Below are 17,390 nucleotides of genomic sequence, written 5' to 3'. Positions count from 1 at the left end.
CCCCTGCCCGCCCGGGAACGGCTACATGGAGGGGACCGTGAACCTGCTCCTGCTCTTCGACGAGGACTTCCAGCCGGACGGCACCGCCCGGCTCACCGGCCGCCGCGCCCAGCACGCCCGCGAGGTCCTCAAGGCCGAACCCGGCGAATCCCTGCGCGTGGGCCGCCTCAACGGCCTCACCGGTACGGGCGAGGTGCTGGAGAACGCCCCCGGCCTGCTCCACCTGCGCGTCGAGCTCACGGACCCGCCGCCGCCAAGGGCCGGCGTGGACCTGCTCCTGGCCATCCCTCGCCCCAAGGCGCTCAAGAAGGTCCTGCCCGCCGCGGCGTCCCTGGGCGTGGACCGCATCGTGCTGGTGAACGCGGCCCGCGTGGAGAAGAGCTACTTCGACTCCAAGGTGCTCAACGAGGCCTTCGTCCGCGAGCTGCTCCTCCAGGGGCTGGAGCAGGCCCGCGACACGCGCCTGCCGGAGGTGCTGATCCGCGAGCGCTTCCGCCCCTTCGTCGAGGACGAGCTGGACGCCGTCTTCGGCCCGGAGCCGCTGCGCCTGCTCCCCCACCCGCCCGCCAGCCTCTCCCTCCAGGCCCGGGACATCACCCACGCCACGCGGGTGGTGCTCGCCATTGGCCCGGATGGAGGCTGGGTCCCCTTCGAGGCCCAGCTGCTGGAAGCCCACGGCTTCCTGCCCTTCTCGCTGGGCCCCCGCATCCTGCGCGTGGAGACGGCGGTGCCGGTGCTGCTGGGTCAGGTGACGCTGCTCAAGGCGCCGGCGCCGTAGCCGGCGTGGGAGCCGCGGCGGCCGCCACCGGCGCGGGCTGGAGCTTCTGCCAGTCCTCCAGCGAAATGGGCTTGGTGATCTTGAGCACGGACACGTCCACCTTCTCCTCGCGCGGCTCGGTGCGCGTGTCCTCGGTGACGGTGAAGTTCAGGCGGTTGATTTCATGCCCGGCCTCCGTCTCCAGCACGACGCGCCAGTCGCCCGGCTTGGGCGTGGTGCCCGGCCGCGCGTAGTAGCGGTAGCCGCCCTCCGTGCCGTTGCTGGTCACGTTGGCCGGGAACCCCTTGCCCAGCGCCGTCCAGCCCTTCTCCGGGTGGTCGAAGTACCAGCGCACGCGCACCTGGTACGGCTCGAAGCCCTTGGGCGCGAAGATGCGGAAGAAGTACATGGGCTCCTCGCCGGGCCGCACCATGAAGTCCTGGTCGCCGTGATGGAACGCAGTCCAGAACTTCCACCAGGGCTGCACCTCCGACGTCAGGTGATACACGCCCGGGGAGACGCGCTTCACCTGGTGGTAGATGCCGCTGTACTGCACCGCCAGGGGCACCGGCGGAATCACGCCCAGGAAATAGCACCCGAGCAGCACCGCCTGCGCGCCGAAGCCGGGAATCGCCACCGTGCGCAGCAGCGCCTTCTCATCCGGGCGCCACCGCTTGAGCACGCGAAGCAGCCCATAGATGCTCCCGCAGCCCAGCACGACGGAGAGCGTGAAGATCCACCACCCCACCCGTCCAAAGAGCACCGGCAGCAGCGACGCGAAGTACAGCGTCACGCACAGGCTGAAGACGGCCACGCGGATGACGGGGCCCAGCTGACGGAAGCGCGGCAGCTCGTTGGCCACCAGCAGGCCGAACATGCCCGCCATGAACAGGAGCGGCGTGAAGCCCGACGAGCTCTTGAACAGGAACAGCGTGAACGCGCTCAGCAGGCTGCCCATGAAGAAGTGCAGCGCGTCCTCGCGGAAGCGCCACACCTTGACCAGCAGCTTCGGCGGCTCCACGCCTTCGGGGTAGCGCTGCTCCAGCACCAGCAAGCCCGCGAGGATGGCCAGGTAGACGAAGTTCTGCACCTCCGTGAGCGCATCGTCGATGGGGCTCAGCGTGAGGACGTCGTAGAGGAAGCCCGCGAAGAAGAAGAGGGCCATCTCCTGCTTCTCGTACTTCGCGCGGAAGGCCTGCACGCGGTCCACCAGCGTGGGCGTCTTCTCCGTGCTGACGAGGTCGTCCGGATCCGCGACCGCGGCGCCGGGCGTGGCGATCACGACGTTCGCGCCGGGAGGAAGAGGGCCCCCCTCGACCGGCACTCCGGGCGCTTCGTTGGACGCGTCCTGCGGCTTCGACTCAGGCGGTGTGACGGTGAGCACGGCGGCTTTCAACCCCTCTTGGCGACCGCCGCCCAGTCTACGCGGGGGACGGGGCCCGGGTCTTCCCCCTGGCCCCGCTCCCTCTTGAAACGCCTACTTGCCGCCGGCGGCGACCAGGTCCTGCAGCTCGCCGCGCTCGGCCAGCTCCATCAGGATGTCGGAGCCGCCCACGAACTTCCCGTGGATGTAGACCTGCGGAATGGTGGGCCAGTTGGAGTAGTCCTTGATGCCCTGGCGCACGTTGGGGTCCGCCAGCACGTCCACCGTGTGCACGGGGCCCAGCGGCTGGAGCAGCTGGAGCGCGCGCGCGGAGAAGCCGCACTGGGGGAACAGGGCGTTGCCCTTCATGAAGAGGACGATGGGGTGCGACTTCACCGTCTCGTCGAACTGGGCCTTGAGGGTCGGATCCATGAGTCGTTGCTCCTTCTTCAGCGGGGCCCGAGCTTCTTCCACTGCTCGGGCGAATAGGTCTTGAGCGCCAGCGCGTGCAGTTCGCCCGACTTCAGCCACTGCTGCAGCGGCGCGTACACCAGCTGGTGCTGTTCCACCATCGACTTGCCGGTGAAGGCGGGGGAGATGACGCGGGCCTCGAAGTGGTCTCCCGTCCCCGTGGTGTCGTTCAACTCCACCTCCGAGCCCGGCAGGGCGTCCAGGAGGTAACGGCGCAGCGTCTCGGCGTCGAGCATCAGTTCATCCCCTTTCCCATCACCAGCATGGCCGGGTCCACGCCCAGGCCGCGCAGGGTGGCATCCCACAACTTCGCCGGGTCCTGCCCCAGCACCGCGTCCGCGGTGGCGTCGGCGTACAGCCACGAGCCCGCGGCGATTTCATTCTCCAGCTGCTTGGGGCCCCAGCCCGCGTACCCCAGGCAGAAGCGCACGCGCGGACTCGTCCGCTGCAGGAGAGGCCCCAGCGCGTCCAGCGTGACGCTCAGGTAGAGGCCCGGCAGGACGGAGTGCTTCTCCGCGACGGATTCATCATCGTGCAGCACGAAGCCCCGCTGGGGCTCCACCGGGCCGCCCACGAACACCGGTTGCGACACGCGGTCCGTCGAGATGTCCATCGACTGACCGCGCGCCAGCTCACCGAGCGTCAGGGGCGCTCCCCGGTTCACGACGAGCCCCATGGAGCCCGTCTCCCCATGTTCGATCATCAGGATGACCGACCGGTAGAAGTTCGGGTCTCCAAGCTGGGGCATGGCCAGCAGGAAGCCGGAGGCGAGGTTCTTCACGCCAGGGAGCATCGGGCGTCCGGCGGGGGTGTGCAACCGGAACCCGCTCCCCTGCTGACTTCAGTGCCAGCTCTGGTGCTTGGACTTCAGCGCCTTGGCCAGCTTCTCCGGATCCAACGGCTTGCCGATGAAGAGGTCCGCGCCCAGGCCCTTGCACTTGCGAGCGGTGGCCGCGTCGCTCATGGCGCTCACGCCGATGAGCACGGCCTGCGGGAACTTCTCGCGCAGCTTGGACATGAGCGTGGTGCCGCTGCGTCCGGGGAGGAACACGTCCACGATGGCGGCGTCCATGCGCTTGTTGCGCACGGCGAACTCGGCCTCCTCGGCGCTGCCCACGGGCATGGCGTCGTAGCCCCAGGTGCTCACCAGCTCCACCAGGAGTTCGCGGTGCGCGGCGTCGTCTTCCACCACCAGCACCGAGCCCCGGACGGCCTCCTTGCGCAGGCCGTCATCACGCGGACGCTCATCACGGGCAGGCGAGAGGGGGATTTCTTCCGTGGGGAGGGACATGGTGTTCACCTGAGGGCAAAGGGTTTCCGTCCGTGTGAAACATTTGCCCCAATGTGCGGCATTCCTCACACTTCGCGACGGGTACCTCCCCCCAAGGCCTGGGAAGCGAGCGAGGCGCCAAGCACCAGCAGCACGAGCAGTCCCCAGGCGGGAATCACCACGCGGCCGCCGCCCTCGTAGATGAGCGCGGCGTAGGACGTGCCCAGGTAGCGGCCCAGGGACATGGGCTCCATGCGGGCGATGCCGAAGAAGCTCACCGTGGACTCGGTGAGGATGGCGCTCGGCAGGCGGCTCAGGAACACGGCCAGCACGAAGGGGCGCAACAGCGGCCACAGGTGCACGCGGAGGATGTGCGCGCCACCGCCGCCCAGGGCGCGCGCGGCGGCCACGTACTCCTGACCCTCCAGCGTGGCCAGGCGGTCGCGGAACATGCGCGCGGGGCCGGCCCAGCCCACCAGGGCCAGGGACGTCACCATCAAGCCAAAGGGCCCCAGGCCACCGCCCATGCCCGCGTCCATCATGGACTGGCCCGCGAGCTGGAGCACCATCACCACGAGGACATCCGGCAGGGCGAACACGGCGTCCACCGCGCGCAGGAGCACCTGCTCCGTCACCCCGCCGGACAGCCGCGCGAGCGCCGCGACGGCCAGCCCCAGCACGGTGGACAGCGCACCGGCCGCGAGCCCGATGGCCAGCGACACCCACAGGCCGCCGAAGGCCAGCTCGCACACGCTGCGGTCCGGGCGGTTCAGGTCCCAGCCGAGCGGACAGGTGTTCGCGAGGGCGTCGGGAAAGAGGCGGCCGGCCACGAGGCTCAAGGCCCCCAGGCCCACGAGGAGGACCAGCCCCACCCAGGCGCGCACGGGGATGCGGCTCAAGCGCGGGCCTCCCGGGCGCGGGGATCCACGAGCATGCGCAGGAGTTCCACGGTGAGGCTCACGACGACGAGCACGGTGGCGAAGGTCGTGGTGGACACGACGACGACGGCGACCTGCTTGTTGAGGACGGCGAGCACGTAGAGCTGACCGAAGTACGGCAGGCCGAAGACGCGCTCCGCGGCGAACGAGCCCGCGAGCAGCGCGGTGGCGACGGGCGTCACGGCGTCCAGGAGCGCGGGCCACACATTGGGGAGGACATGGCGGCGCAGCACGGTGCCGGGGTCCAGGCCCTTGCTGAGCGCGGTGCGCACGTAGTCGCGGGACAGCTCGGTCTCCAGGGCATCCCCCACGAGCGTGCCCAGGAAGGTCCCCGGCCAGATGGCGATGACGACCGCGGCGCACAGCTCCGGCAGCAGGTGTCCGCGCTCCACCACGGCGGGGGCCAGCAGCAGCGCGGGGATGAACACGGGCGTCCCGAACGCGATGGCGGGGAGCACGTCCCCGAGCACGGCGAAGCGTCCCCGCCGCCACCGGGTGCGCAGGAGCGCGAAGCCCACGGCCCAGGCAAGCGCGAGCGGAAGCGCGACGAGGCCCACGCCCACGCTGCCGGAGAGCTTCTGGAGCAGCTCATCGCCGGTGATGCCCTGAGCGCTGGTGCCCAGGCGTTCTCCGGCGAAGAGCTTCTCCCACGGCCGCAGGAACCCGAGCGGCTCACCGATGCCCAGGTCGCGCTGGTACGAAGCCGCCAGCTCCGGAGACACCTGCCGCTTGTTGTCGCTCTCCGTGGTGAGCGGCAGCGCGGCCATGAGGAAGTACGAGGCCACCGCCACCACCGGCACGAGCACGAGCTGGCGCACGAGGCGCGTCGCGATGAGGCGCATGCGCTAGGGCCCCTGCCCTTCCGCGCGGGCCGTGGGCGTTTCGTCCGGCCCCAGCCGCAGCGCTCGCAGCGCGAGGAAGTTGAACGGGTCCACGTCCAGACCGTGCAGCCGTGCCCGCGCCCGGAAGTAACGGTCCGGGTGGTACAGCGGCGCGATGACGGCCGCCTCCCCCACCAGCACCTCCTGGGCCTTCGCGTACAGCTCGCGCGCGTGCACGGGGTCGGGGTCGCCGTCCGCCTCCTCCAGCAGCCGCTCGAAGCGGCGCATCGGCTCGCCGCCGCCCTGCGTCTCCCATCCCGTCTGGTGGTTGCCCTGCCGCTCGAACAGCGTGAAGAACGTGTTCGGGTGCGCGTAGTCCGCGCCCAACCGCCGCAGGTACAGGTCATACGCACGCGGCCCCTGCGGCGTCCTGCGAGCCACCTCCGCGGAGTAGTCCGACCGCGAATCCACCACCACCCGCACGCCCACCTTCGCGAGCTGCGCCGCGATGCGCTCCGCCAGCGCCTCCTCCGGCACGAACGAGTCCCCCGCCTTCACCACCAGCCGCAGCGGCCGGTCCAACCCCTTCGCCCCCGCAAGCTCCGTCTTCGCCCGCTCCGGCTCGTAGCGAGGCAGCCGGGCCGCCTGCTCCGGCGTCGCCGCATCCGGCAGCTCCGGCGGCAGCAACACGTTCGTCGCGCGCGCGGCCGGCAAGAGCCCCGCGAGCAGCGCCTCCCTGTCCAGCGCCCGCGCCAGCGCCCGGCGCACCTCCGGCCGGTCCAACGGCGGACGCTCCGTGTTGAAGGCCAGGAAGTACGTGGACAACAGCGGCTCCCGCTTCAGGTCCGCCGCCTTCATCCCGCGCAGCGCCGCCGCGCTGTCCACGAACACGAAGTCCACCCGGCCCCGCTCATACAGCGCAGGACCGATCTCCGACTTCATCAGCGTCAGCACCGGCGCCGGCGTCTCTCCAGGACCCATCGGCGGAGGGAACGCGCTGCGCGGGTTGTAGACCAGCCGCACGCGCTCCCCCGCGCGGTCCCACCGCTCGACCCGGTAGGGCCCCACCGCCAGCGGACGCCCGTCGCGAGGCCGGTCGAAGTAGTCGCGCACCGCCTCGTCCGACTTGCCCTCCAGGTCCGCCGAAGGCGCGGGAAAGAACAGGTACACGTTCGCGAGCCGCGCCAGGAAGTAGCTCCGGGGCCGCACCAGCGTCACCCGCAGCGTCCGCGCCTCCACCGCCTCCACCCCGACCCGCGACAGCGCCGCCTTCACCTCCGCCTCCGGCACCCCACGCTCCAGCAGCGCGAGCACCTCCTCCGCGCCCTGGAGGTCCGCCATCTCGCCGCGCTCGCGGCCCAGGAGCGCCCGGTGCCACCCGAAGACGAAGTCGCGCGCCGTGACGGGAGAGCCGTCCGACCACGTCACGTCCTCACGCAGATGGAACGTGTAGACCTCATGCCCGGCCGCGTCCGCCTCACGCTCCCACCGCTCCGCCAGGCCCGGCTGGACCGAGTGGTCCGCCCCCAACGTGGTGAGCCCCTTCTGCGTGGCCAGCATCACCGGGTAGTTCACCCAGCTCTGCGGATCCGAGTGGCTCCAATCCAGCGTGGTGGGCATCGCCGGCACCACCACCTTCACGCCCGGCTCGGGCTGGAAGCCGCACGGCCCGCAGGCCGCGGCCATCACCAGCACCAGGGAGTAGGACAGGATTCGCGCGCGGGGAGCCACTCCCCGCGTTGTACCCCGACCCGCCCGTAAAAAAGAGAGAAGCCAGGAGACCGGCGACTCCTGGTCGGCCGGCATCCTGGCTTCGTCACTGCCCGGCCCCTTCAAGGGGGCCTGAAGCTCAACCTCATGCCTGCGAAGGCGTGGACACCGACTCCGTCACGGACAGCCCCGGCTTCAGGTTGTCCCCGGCGCCCTTGCGGCCGAACTCCTCCGGCTTCTCGAGCACCAGCGCCTCACGCAGCACGTCGTCCACGAACTCCACCGGGACGATGCGCAGCGCCTTGCGGATCTTCAGCGGGATGTCCTTCAGGTCCTTCTTGTTCGCCTTCGGAATCAGGACCGTCTTGATGCCCGCGCGGTGCGCCGCCAGCGTCTTCTCCTTCAGACCGCCGATGGGCAGCACGCGGCCACGCAGCGTGATTTCACCCGTCATCGCCACGTCCTTGCGGACCGGCACGCGCGTCAGCGCGCTCACCAGCGCCGTGGCCATGGTGACGCCCGCGGACGGACCGTCCTTGGGAATCGCGCCCTCCGGCAGGTGGACGTGGATGTCGTAGTTCTCGAACACCTTGCGGTCGATGCCGAAGCGCTCCGCGCGGCTGCGCACGTAGGACATGGCCGCCTGGGCGGACTCCTGCATCACCTCGCCCAGCTTGCCGGTGATGATGAGCTTGCCCTTGCCCGGCATGGACGTGGCTTCCGTGGTGAGGATCTCACCGCCCAGCTCCGTCCACGCGAGGCCCGTGACGATGCCCACCTGGTCCTCGCGCTCCGCCACGCCGTAGCGGAAGCGGGGCGTGCCCAGGAACTTCATCGCCTGCTTGCGGTCCACCTCGATGAGGTCCCGCTTGCCGTTCTTCAGCACGTCGCGGGCGATCTTCCGGAACACGCCGCCAATCTCACGCTCCAGCGAACGCACGCCCGACTCGCGCGTGTAGCGGTGCACGATGGTCTTCAGCGCGTCGTTGGTGATGTCGATCTTCAGGTCCGCGAGGCCGTTGGCCTCCTGCTCCTTCGGAATCAGGTAGCGCCGCGCGATGGAGAGCTTCTCCGGCTCGGTGTACCCCGCGATGCGAATCACCTCCATGCGGTCCTGCAGCGGACCGGGGATGTTGTGCATCGTGTTCGCGGTGCAGATGAACATCACCTTGGACAGGTCGTAGTCGAGGTCCAGGTAGTGGTCGTTGAAGTTGTGGTTCTGCTCCGGGTCCAGCACCTCCAGCAGCGCCGCGCTCGGGTCACCACGGAAGTCCGTGGACATCTTGTCGATCTCGTCCAGGAGGAACACGGGGTTGTTGCTGCCCGCCTTCTTCAGGGACTGGATGAGCTTGCCCGGCATCGCGCCGATGTACGTGCGGCGGTGGCCGCGGATCTCCGCCTCGTCACGCACGCCGCCCAGGGACAGGCGCACGAACTTGCGGCCCGTGGCCCGCGCGATGCTGCGCGCGAGCGACGTCTTGCCCACGCCCGGAGGCCCCACGAAGCACAGCACGGGGCCCTTCAGCTTCTTCACCAGCTGCTGCACGGCCAGGTACTCGAGGATGCGCTCCTTCGGCTTCTTCAAGCCGTAGTGGTCCTCGTTGAGCACCCGCTCCGCTTCGGTGACGTCCAGCCGGTCCTGGGTCTCGTCGTACCAGGGCAGGCTGATGATCCAGTCGATGTAGTTGCGGACGACCGTGGCCTCGGCGCTCATCGGGCTCATCATCCGGAGCTTCTTCAGCTCCTTCTTGACCTTGAGCGTGGCCTCCTTGCTCATCCGCTTGTTCTTCAGCTTCTCTTCAATCTCCTGGATCTCGTTCTTGAACTCGTCGCGCTCACCCAGCTCCTTCTGAATGGCCTGCATCTGCTCATTCAGGTAGTACTCCTTCTGGGTCTTCTCCATCTGCTTCTTGACGCGCGTGCGGATCTTCTTCTCCACCTGGAGGATTTCGATCTCGCCCTGCATCAGCTCGTAGAGCTTCTCCAGGCGCTTGGCCGGGGACTCCGTCTCAAGCAGCGCCTGCTTGTCGTTCAGCTTCAGCGACAGGTGCGCGACGATGGTGTCCGCCAGGCGCGCAGGGTCGTCGATGCTGGCGACCTGCATCAGCATCTCCGGCGGGATGCGCTTGTTGAGCTTCACGAAGGCTTCGAAGACGGAGTGGACGGAGCGCACCAGCGCCTCCAGCTCCACGCTCTTCTCCAGCTGCTCCTCGACTTCGTCCACCTCGACCATGAAGAAGGAGTCGTTCGGGTGGAACTTCTTCACCTTGGCGCGGCGCACGCCCTCCACCAGGACCTTCATCGTGCCGTCGGGCAGCGGAAGGAGCTGGATGAGGTGACCGATGGTGCCGAAGTGGAAGATGTCGTCGGGCGAGGGGTCGTTCGTCTTGGCCTTCTTCTGGGCGGCCAGCAGGATGACCGCCTTGTCATCCGGACCCTTGTGGGCCATCGCGTCCTTCAACGCCGCGATGGACTTCTCCCGGCCGACGAACAGCGGAACCACCATGTGCGGGAACACGATGATGTCCCGAAGGGGCAAGAGCGGGATGGTGAGGCCCCGCTTCTGGGCTTCCTTCTTGTCGTCACGTCCGAAGAACATGTATCCGCCACCCGCTGGCCTGCCGTACAGGCAAGCCCTTCAAGAGTTGCCCACATGCCGCCCAAGCGCGCATGCAGGGTGAAACGCTGCTCTATAACACGCCGGTCGCAGGACCCGTTCCCCGCTCAAGATTAGGGGTCCGCACCCTGCCTTCAAGGGAACACCGAGAGGCAGGAGTGTGTCCTGCCCCGATTCTAGCGGCTCTCGGCCGCTACCCCGGCATCCGGCCATGCGACGCCCAGGGCCTGGAAGAGGAAGGCATACATGTCCACGCTGGACTCGATGGCCTTGGCCACCTGGTCCGCCCCGCCGTGGCCCGCGTTCGCCTCGATGCGTAGCAGCGTGGGCGCCGGATTGCCCTTCGCGTTCTGAACGGCCGCCACGAACTTGCGCGCGTGCATGGGGTCCACCCGGTCATCGTGGTCCGAGCTCATCATCAGGAGCGGCGGGTACTGCACGTCCTGACGCACGTGGTGGTAGGGCGAATAGGCGTACAGGGTCTTGAACTGCCCGGCGTCGTCCGCCGACCCGTACTCCGGCACCCAGGTCCGCCCGCTGCCGAACAGGTGGAAGCGCACCATGTCCAGCAGCGGCACGCCGCACACCACCGCGCCGTACAGCTCAGGGCGCTGCGTCATGGCCGCGCCCACCAGCAGGCCGCCGTTGCTGCCGCCGTAGATGGCCAGCTTCTTCGCCTGCGTGTACTTCTCCTTCGCCAGGTACTCGGCCGCGCCGGCGAAGTCGTCGAAGACGTTCTGCTTGTTCGCGCCCCGGCCCGCCTCGTGCCACGCGGTGCCGTACTCACCGCCGCCGCGCAGGTTGGCCACCGCATAGATGCCGCCCGCGTCCAGCCACGGCAGGATGCTCGCGCGGAAGCCCGGCTGCATGCTGACCAGGAAGCCGCCGTAGCCGTACAGCAGCGTGGGCGCGGTGCCGTCCTTCTTCAGGCCCTTCTTGTAGACGAGGAACATGGGCACCTTCGTGCCGTCCTTCGACGTGAAGAAGACCTGCTCCGTGGTGTACGCGTCCGGGTCCATGGGCACTTCCACCTTCGCCCACAGGTCCACCTTCCCGCTCTTCACGGACGTCCGGTAGACCTGACGGGGCGTGGTGAAGGAGCTGTAGGAGAAGTAGGCGTCGTCCTGGTCCTCCAGACCCATCAGGTTGCTGGCGGCGCCCACGCCCGGCAGCTGCACGGTGCGCACCGGCTTGCCCTCCAGCGTGGCGATGCGCAGCTCCGTCGTCACGTCCTTGAGGTACTCCAGCGCCAGGTGGCCGCCCACCAGCGACACGCTCTCCAGCGTGGCCTTGGGGTCCTCCGGCACCAGCTCCTTCCAGTTCGCGCGCTCGGACTTCTTGGGGTCCACGGCGAAGACGCGCTGGCGCGGGGCGCCCTCGTCGGTGACGACGTAGAAGCGGTCCTTCCAGGCGAAGACGCTGTACTTGGCGCCCTTGCCCTTCACGAGCAGCCGCCAGTCCTTCTCCGCCGGGTGCTTCCAGTAGACGTCGTTCTCGCTCCAGCCGCGCAGGATGGACGCGAAGAGGTACTTGCCGTCACGCGACAGGTCGCCCTGGAGGAACGTCGTCGGGTCGCCGGTGCGCTCGTGCACCACGACGTCCTTCTTCGGGTCCTCGCCCAGCTTGTGGAACTTGAGCGTGGTGTAGCCCGGGCGCGCGTCCACCGGGATGGAGGGGTCCGTGGGCAGCCACTCGTAGTAGAAGCCCTTGCCGTCCGGCGTCCAGTTGGTGTTGGCGTACTTCGCGCCCTCAATCACGTCCACCTTGGACCACTCGCCGGTGTCCACGTCGATGACGTGCAGGGTGGCCTCGTCCGCGGCGTTGGGGCGCACCGGGAAGGCCACGCGCTTGCCGTCCCACGACGGCACCCAGCGGCCCAGGGACACCGGGCCGTCCTTGCTCATGACGTTGGGGTCCAGCAGCACCTTCTCCTGTCCGGACTCGCCGTCCTTCCAGTAGACGATGGCCTTCTCCTTGTCCTTGTGGGTCCGCATGAAGAAGAAGCGGTTGCCCCGGCGGAAGGGCGCCGTCACCGAGTCCACGTAGAACAGCTCCGTGAAGCGCTTCGCCAGCGCGTCGCGGCCCGGCATCTTCGCCAGCGCGTCGCGGGTGAAGCCGTCCTGAGCCTTCATCCAGGCCTGGACCTCCGGGGCCTTCTCGTCCTCCAGCCAGCGGTACGGATCCGCCACCTGCTGGCCGTGCAGCGTGTCCACCACCGCGTCGGAACGGGTCGCCGGGTAGGCCATGCGGGAGGGGCCCTCCTGGGCCGGAGCGCTCTGCGTCGCTGCGGACGCGGCGGGGGCTTCATCACGCGTGGCTTCCTTCGCGGAGGTGCAGGCCACGAGCGACAACAGGGCAGGCATGAGGAGCTTTCTCATGGGTAACAGCAGATACAAGAAGCCCCCCGCCCCGGCCCGGAAAAAAGCGTGGCCCACCCCACGCCCGGAAGCTCCCTTTGGAAAGACGAAGGGCGCGTCCCGGTCCAATGACCGTGACGCGCCCCGTCATCCCCGTCAGGCCCTTGCGAGCCCCTGGAGGATGATTCCCGCTAGGCCGATTCCTTCTTCGGCTCCGGTGTCTCCTTGTTGTCCTGCGAGTGCAGGACGACGGGCTCGCTCTTCTTGAGGATGACCTCCTCGGAGATGAGCACCTCGCGGGCCGTCTTGCGGGACGGGATTTCGTACATCACGTCCAGCATGGCCGTCTCCAGGATGGAGCGCAGGCCGCGAGCGCCCGCCTTGCGGCGGATGGCCTCCGACGCGATGGCCTTCAGCGCCCCGTCGGTGAACTTCAGCGACACGCCGTCCAGCTCGAAGAGCTTGCGGTACTGCTTGGTGAGCGCGTTCTTGGGCTCGCCCAGGATGTTCACGAGCGCGCCTTCGTCCAGCTCCTCCAGCGCGGTGATGATGGGCAGACGGCCGATGAACTCCGGAATCATGCCGAACTTGAGCAGGTCCTCCGGCTCCACGTGCTTGAGCAGCTCGCTGAGGTTGCGCTGCTTGCGCGACTGGATCTCCGCGCCGAAGCCCAGGCTGCGGCCGCCCAGGCGGCGCTCGATCACCTGCTCCAGGCCGCCGAACGCGCCGCCGCAGATGAAGAGGATGTTGGTGGTGTCCACCTGCAGGAACTCCTGCTGCGGGTGCTTGCGGCCACCCTTGGGCGGGACATTGGCCACCGTGCCTTCGATGATCTTCAAGAGCGCCTGCTGCACGCCCTCGCCGCTCACGTCGCGGGTGATGGAGGGGTTCTCCGACTTGCGGGCGATCTTGTCGATTTCGTCGATGTAGACGATGCCCCGCTGCGCGCGCTCGATGTCGTGGTCCGCGGCCTGGAGCAGGTTGACGATGATGTTCTCCACGTCCTCACCGACGTAGCCGGCCTCCGTGAGGCACGTGGCGTCCGCGATGGTGAAGGGGACGTTGAGGATGCGCGCCAGGGTCTGCGCGAGCAGCGTCTTGCCGGAGCCCGTGGGGCCGAGCAGCAGGATGTTGCTCTTCTGCAGCTCCACATCGTCCATGGCGACCTTGGACTCGATGCGCTTGTAGTGGTTGTGCACCGCCACGGAGAGCGTCTTCTTCGCGCGCTCCTGGCCCACCACGTACTCGTCCAGCACGGCCTTGATTTCCGAGGGCCGGGGGATGCGCAGCTTGGTGTCCTTGGTCTCCTCGCGGTCGATCTCCTCCGCGATGATGTCGTTGCACAGCCCGATGCACTCGTCGCAGATGTAGACCGTCGGGCCCGCGATGAGCTTCTTCACCTCCTTCTGCGACTTGCCGCAGAAGGAGCAGCAGAGGGTCTGGTTGTCTCGCTTCTCCACGTTCTTACCCGCCATGAAATCCCTCGCTGCGCCTGAAAGGCCCCAACCCGCTTCGCGCCCGGTCCCCTGCCCCTGCACCCAATCTAGTCAGCCCCCATCCGGAACGTCCACGCACCTTCCGGGTACTTAACAAGGGGAAAATACCGGTGACGGGAGAAACAGAAGGCCGGAGGCGCGGGAGAAGATTCCCAGCACCCCCGGCCGCCGGCCGGGTGATTGACACCCCGGCCGTCACGCGTCTCGGTGTGTCTACTTCTTCTCTTCCGGCTTCACACCCACGACCTTCCGGGGGTCCTGGATGGAGTCGATGATGCCGTACGCCTTCGCCTCCGCGGCGCCCATGAAGTAGTCGCGGTCCGTGTCCTTCTCCACGCGCTCGATCGTCTGGCCGGTGTGCTTGACGATGAGCTCGTTGAGCTTGGCCTTCATGCGAAGGATTTCACGGGCCTGGATTTCGATGTCGGTCGCTTGGCCACGCGCGCCACCGAGCGGCTGGTGGATCATGATGCGGCTGGAGGGCAGCGAGTAGCGCTTGCCCTTCGCGCCGGCGAGCAGCAGCACGGCGCCCATGGAGGCCGCCTGCCCCACGCAGATGGTGGAGACGGGCGCCTTGACGTACTGCATCGTGTCGTAGATGGCCAAACCGGCCGTCACGGAGCCACCGGGCGAGTTGATGTAGAGGTTGATGTCCTTGTCCGGGTCTTCGGACTCCAGGAACAGGAGCTGGGCGACGATGGCGTTGGCCACGTCATCGTCGATCTCCGTTCCCAGCATGACGATGCGGTCCTTCAGGAGCCGGCTGTAGATGTCGTACGAGCGCTCACCCCGGTGGGTCTGCTCGATGACGTAGGGGACGGGCATGAAGGGCATGTCGGATGGACCTCTAGAAGGAACTTGCGAAGGCTTGAGGAAAAGACCTCAAGAATACTTCGCCCGGCCCTTGAGGAATTCAATCGTCTTTTCCTCGCGGAGTCGCAGAGACAACCCAAGGCGCTCGTCCGGGCCCTTGAAGAACTTCTTCACCTGGGCGACCGGCTGGTTGGCCTCGATGGCCAGGTCCTCGATGCGCTTCTCCACGTCCTCGTCGGACGCCTGGATGTTCTGCTGCTGGGCAATGGCCTCGAAGAGCAGCGTGCCCTTCACCTCCAGGGTGGCCTTCTCCCGCATCTCGTCGCGCAGGCGGTTGAAGTCCAGGCCCAGCTGGCGCGGGTCGATGCCCTGGCGCTGCATCTGGCGGAAGGCGCCCTCCATCATGGAGTCGATGGCGCGCTCCACCATGGCGCGGGGCACGTCGAACGGGTTCTTCTCCAGCAGCGCCTTGATGAGCCCGTCGCGCTCGTCCACGGTGGCCTGGTTCTTCTTGGCCTTCTCCAGGTCCGAGCGCACCTTGGCGCGCAGCTCGTCCACCGTCTGCGCGACGCCCGTCTGCTTGGCGAAGTCGTCGTTGAGCTCCGGGACCACCGCCTTCTTCAGCTCCTTGACGGTGATGTGGAAGACGGCCGTCTTCCCGCGGACCTCTTCGGCCTGGTAGTCCTGGGCGAAGGTGTACTCCACGTCCTTGGACTCGCCGACCTTCACGCCCGCCAGCTGCGGGATGTTGCCCTGGATGAGGTCGCCGTCCTGCACGCGCACGCCAATGCCGTCCGCCTTGCTGCCGGGGAACGCATTGCCGTCCACCTTCGCCTCGAAGTCGATGGTGACCTGGTCGTCCTGGGCCGCGGTGTCGCGGTCGGTGACGGGCTCGATGCGGCCCAGGTTCTGGCGCATGCTCTCGATCTGCTGGTTCACCGCGTCGTCCGCGACGGCGGTGTCCACCTTCGTCAGGGACAGGCCCTCGAAGTCCTTGGCCTCCACCTTCGGCTTCACCTCCACGCGGGCCTCGAAGCTGAAGGGGGCGCCGGGCTTGAGGCCGGAGTTGGTGACCTGGGGAGAGGCGACGGCCTCCACCTTGTGCTCGCGCACGGCGTCCAGGTAGGCGCGCTGCACGACGCGCTGGATGACGTCGTCCTCCACCTGCTCGCGGTACTTCTGCTCGAGGATGCGGCGGGGGACCTTGCCCTGACGGAAGCCGGGCATCTTCACCTGGCCGCTGAGCGCGGCGTACGCGCGGTTGAGCTCCTCAACGACGCGGGCGGAGTCGACCTCGATGGAGAGCTTCTTCTCGATGGGAGAGAGCTCTTCGACCTGGACCTTCATGCGGGCCTCGCTCGCCGCCTCCACGGGCTGTACGTCCCGGGGCGGCAACCGGAAAGTGGGACGTGCGGCTTTAGGGGATAGGCACGAACGGGTCAACGCGAAATGGGCGAGGAGGGACTCGAACCCTCACACCTTGCGGTACCAGATCCTAAGTCTGGCGCGTCTACCAGTTTCGCCACCCGCCCGACGCGTCGTGCGACCGTCCTACCGCGAAACGTCCGTGGGGGACAGGGACTTTCCCGCGCGCGACCTCCCCGTCAGGGAGTGCCGGAAAAGACACAGGGCCCCTTCCGTTTCCAGAAGGGGCCCTGCGAGTGAGAGCGGAGGGAATCGAACCCACAACCTATGGATTAAGAGTCCATTGCTCTGCCAATTGAGCTACGCTCCCGGCTTTGCGTTCGGCCGCGTTGGCTGCGCGACGTCCGAGGTGGCGCGGTGAATACCGGTCGCCGCCCGCTCTGTCAAAACGTTTTTGCACCCCCCTCACATTCTCCGCGTTGGAACCGGATGCCCGGCGTGCTGCCGGCCGTCCCCGCGACCGGGAAGCGATGCGAAGGGTCGGCCGGGCTCGCATGTTGATCCACGCCGCGGTTCGCGCTGCAGGCCTGTAGCAGGGTCCCGACCAGGGCCCTGCTCCACGGGCCGTGCGCCGTGTTCCTGGGGCAACCATGTGGGCGGGCGAGGGTCGTCCGCCTTTTCGAGCGGTGCTGGAGACACAGTGATGGATGCGAATGTGAAGGCGGATGGAACGACGTCGCCGCAGGGCGCGGCCTGGAACCGGGAGCGGGTGGACCTGGTGAAGCGGACCATCTGCCCGCGGGGAATCAGCGAGGACGAGTTCGCCCTCTTCATCGAGCAGTGCAAGCGCAGCGGGTTGGATCCGCTCCTCAAGGAAGCGTTCTGCGTGGCGCGCCGCCAGAACGTGGGCAACCGCGAGCGGCCCAACTGGGTGACGAAGTACGAGTTCCAGCCTTCCGAGGCGGGAATGCTCGCCCGGGCGGAGCGCTTTCCGGACTTCAAGGGCATCCAGGCGAGCGCGGTGTTCGCCGAGGACGAAATCGTCGTGGACCAGGGCAAGGGCGAGGTGGTGCACCGCTTCAACCCGGCCAAGCGCAAGGGCGCCCTGGTGGGTGCCTGGTCGCGCGTGGTGCGCGAGGGGAAGCTGCCGGTCGTCGTATGGCTGGACTTCTCCGGCTACGTCCAGCAGACGCCGCTGTGGGCCAAGATTCCCACGACGATGATTGAAAAGTGCGCGCGCGTGGCGGCGCTGCGCAAGGCGTACCCGGAGGCCTTCGGCGGACTGTACGTGCGCGAGGAGATGCCGGCCGAGGAGTACGACGCGCACGACGAGCCCGCGCCCGCCTCTGGCTCCTACGAGGTGCTGGGCTCGAAGCCGGGCCCGGTGAAGGCGTCCTTCCCCACCCTGGCCC

The 17,390-nt window shown here is 68.1% G+C and carries 15 protein-coding genes and 2 tRNA genes; 2 read left to right on the top strand and 15 right to left on the bottom strand.

The genetic code is table 11. The annotated features are described in order from the left end of the window. The first annotated feature begins 37 nt into the window (after positions 1-37). Positions 38-778, top strand: coding sequence for a 16S rRNA (uracil(1498)-N(3))-methyltransferase (locus tag D7V80_RS33945; RefSeq protein ID WP_120592043.1), 741 nt, complete (start codon positions 38-40; stop codon positions 776-778). Here D7V80_RS33945 and D7V80_RS33940 read toward each other — a convergent pair. The 15 genes from D7V80_RS33940 to D7V80_RS33870 form a co-directional block, all read right to left on the bottom strand. After that, positions 759-2,141 (bottom strand): DUF2914 domain-containing protein, encoded by a 1,383-nt coding sequence (locus D7V80_RS33940; RefSeq protein WP_120592038.1) that lies wholly within the window; start codon positions 2,139-2,141, stop codon positions 759-761. The two genes, D7V80_RS33945 and D7V80_RS33940, sit on opposite strands and share 20 nt — an antisense overlap. Before the next feature lie 93 nt (positions 2,142-2,234). Further along, complete coding sequence (gene grxD, locus D7V80_RS33935) at positions 2,235-2,552, bottom strand: Grx4 family monothiol glutaredoxin (protein ID WP_014394878.1); 318 nt, start codon at positions 2,550-2,552, stop codon at positions 2,235-2,237. 17 nt (positions 2,553-2,569) lie between these two features. Next, on the bottom strand, positions 2,570-2,827 hold the full coding sequence (locus D7V80_RS33930; RefSeq protein ID WP_014394877.1) for a BolA family protein: 258 nt from the start codon (positions 2,825-2,827) through the stop codon (positions 2,570-2,572). Further along, positions 2,827-3,372, bottom strand: coding sequence for a YqgE/AlgH family protein (locus D7V80_RS33925; RefSeq protein ID WP_043322781.1), 546 nt, complete (start codon positions 3,370-3,372; stop codon positions 2,827-2,829). The genes D7V80_RS33930 and D7V80_RS33925 overlap by 1 nt, the downstream gene beginning before the upstream one ends. Before the next feature lie 60 nt (positions 3,373-3,432). Next, positions 3,433-3,882: a response regulator gene (locus tag D7V80_RS33920; RefSeq protein WP_120592042.1), complete on the bottom strand. Its 450-nt coding sequence runs from the start codon at positions 3,880-3,882 to the stop codon at positions 3,433-3,435. Positions 3,883-3,947: 65 nt separating this feature from the next. Next, positions 3,948-4,760, bottom strand: coding sequence for an ABC transporter permease subunit (locus tag D7V80_RS33915; RefSeq protein ID WP_120592037.1), 813 nt, complete (start codon positions 4,758-4,760; stop codon positions 3,948-3,950). Then, positions 4,757-5,641 (bottom strand): ABC transporter permease subunit, encoded by an 885-nt coding sequence (locus tag D7V80_RS33910; protein WP_120549145.1) that lies wholly within the window; start codon positions 5,639-5,641, stop codon positions 4,757-4,759. The genes D7V80_RS33915 and D7V80_RS33910 overlap by 4 nt, the downstream gene beginning before the upstream one ends. A 3-nt stretch (positions 5,642-5,644) precedes the next feature. After that, entirely contained in the window at positions 5,645-7,306 is a 1,662-nt protein-coding gene (locus D7V80_RS33905) for a peptide ABC transporter substrate-binding protein (RefSeq protein ID WP_120592041.1), read from the bottom strand. A 169-nt stretch (positions 7,307-7,475) separates the two neighbouring features. Beyond that, the gene (gene lon / locus D7V80_RS33900; protein WP_120592036.1) at positions 7,476-9,929 is read right to left on the bottom strand and encodes an endopeptidase La; all 2,454 of its coding nucleotides are present in this window, start codon (positions 9,927-9,929) and stop codon (positions 7,476-7,478) included. A 194-nt stretch (positions 9,930-10,123) separates the two neighbouring features. Continuing rightward, the gene (locus D7V80_RS33895) at positions 10,124-12,310 is read right to left on the bottom strand and encodes a prolyl oligopeptidase family protein (RefSeq protein WP_233585912.1); all 2,187 of its coding nucleotides are present in this window, start codon (positions 12,308-12,310) and stop codon (positions 10,124-10,126) included. A gap of 185 nt (positions 12,311-12,495) precedes the next feature. Further along, positions 12,496-13,779 carry an ATP-dependent Clp protease ATP-binding subunit ClpX gene (clpX, locus tag D7V80_RS33890; RefSeq protein WP_014394869.1) on the bottom strand — a complete coding sequence of 428 codons (1,284 nt, stop codon included), beginning with the start codon at positions 13,777-13,779 and terminating at the stop codon, positions 12,496-12,498. A gap of 234 nt (positions 13,780-14,013) precedes the next feature. Beyond that, complete coding sequence (gene clpP / locus D7V80_RS33885; RefSeq protein WP_014394868.1) at positions 14,014-14,634, bottom strand: ATP-dependent Clp endopeptidase proteolytic subunit ClpP; 621 nt, start codon at positions 14,632-14,634, stop codon at positions 14,014-14,016. Between the two features lie 48 nt (positions 14,635-14,682). After that, complete coding sequence (gene tig / locus D7V80_RS33880) at positions 14,683-15,960, bottom strand: trigger factor (RefSeq protein WP_120592039.1); 1,278 nt, start codon at positions 15,958-15,960, stop codon at positions 14,683-14,685. Positions 15,961-16,063: 103 nt separating this feature from the next. Further along, positions 16,064-16,145, bottom strand: a tRNA-Leu gene (locus D7V80_RS33875). 130 nt (positions 16,146-16,275) lie between these two features. Next, positions 16,276-16,348: transfer RNA gene (locus D7V80_RS33870), tRNA-Lys, on the bottom strand. Between the two features lie 333 nt (positions 16,349-16,681). On the opposite strand from D7V80_RS33870, the gene bet reads away from it, so the two are divergent. Continuing rightward, positions 16,682-17,390, top strand: a 709-nt coding sequence (gene bet / locus D7V80_RS33865) for a phage recombination protein Bet (RefSeq protein WP_120592035.1), incomplete at its 3' end; no start/stop codon positions are given.

The sequence above is a fragment of the Corallococcus sp. CA054B genome (genome assembly GCF_003611625.1).
Classification (GTDB): Bacteria; Myxococcota; Myxococcia; order Myxococcales; family Myxococcaceae; genus Corallococcus; species Corallococcus coralloides.
Note: the sequence above shows the minus strand (reverse complement) of the source record. Positions and strands in the feature narration are given on the sequence as shown.

Coding starts and splice junctions, on each gene's coding strand:
- clpP (WP_014394868.1), bottom strand. CDS start 14,634: ATGCCCTTCATGCCCGTCCCCTACGTCATCGAGCAGACCCACCGGGGT.
- grxD (WP_014394878.1), bottom strand. CDS start 2,552: ATGGATCCGACCCTCAAGGCCCAGTTCGACGAGACGGTGAAGTCGCAC.
- clpX (WP_014394869.1), bottom strand. CDS start 13,779: ATGGCGGGTAAGAACGTGGAGAAGCGAGACAACCAGACCCTCTGCTGC.
- D7V80_RS33895 (WP_233585912.1), bottom strand. CDS start 12,310: ATGCCTGCCCTGTTGTCGCTCGTGGCCTGCACCTCCGCGAAGGAAGCC.
- D7V80_RS33920 (WP_120592042.1), bottom strand. CDS start 3,882: ATGTCCCTCCCCACGGAAGAAATCCCCCTCTCGCCTGCCCGTGATGAG.
- D7V80_RS33930 (WP_014394877.1), bottom strand. CDS start 2,827: ATGCTCGACGCCGAGACGCTGCGCCGTTACCTCCTGGACGCCCTGCCG.
- D7V80_RS33910 (WP_120549145.1), bottom strand. CDS start 5,641: ATGCGCCTCATCGCGACGCGCCTCGTGCGCCAGCTCGTGCTCGTGCCG.
- lon (WP_120592036.1), bottom strand. CDS start 9,929: ATGTTCTTCGGACGTGACGACAAGAAGGAAGCCCAGAAGCGGGGCCTC.
- tig (WP_120592039.1), bottom strand. CDS start 15,960: ATGAAGGTCCAGGTCGAAGAGCTCTCTCCCATCGAGAAGAAGCTCTCC.
- D7V80_RS33905 (WP_120592041.1), bottom strand. CDS start 7,306: ATGGCCGCGGCCTGCGGGCCGTGCGGCTTCCAGCCCGAGCCGGGCGTG.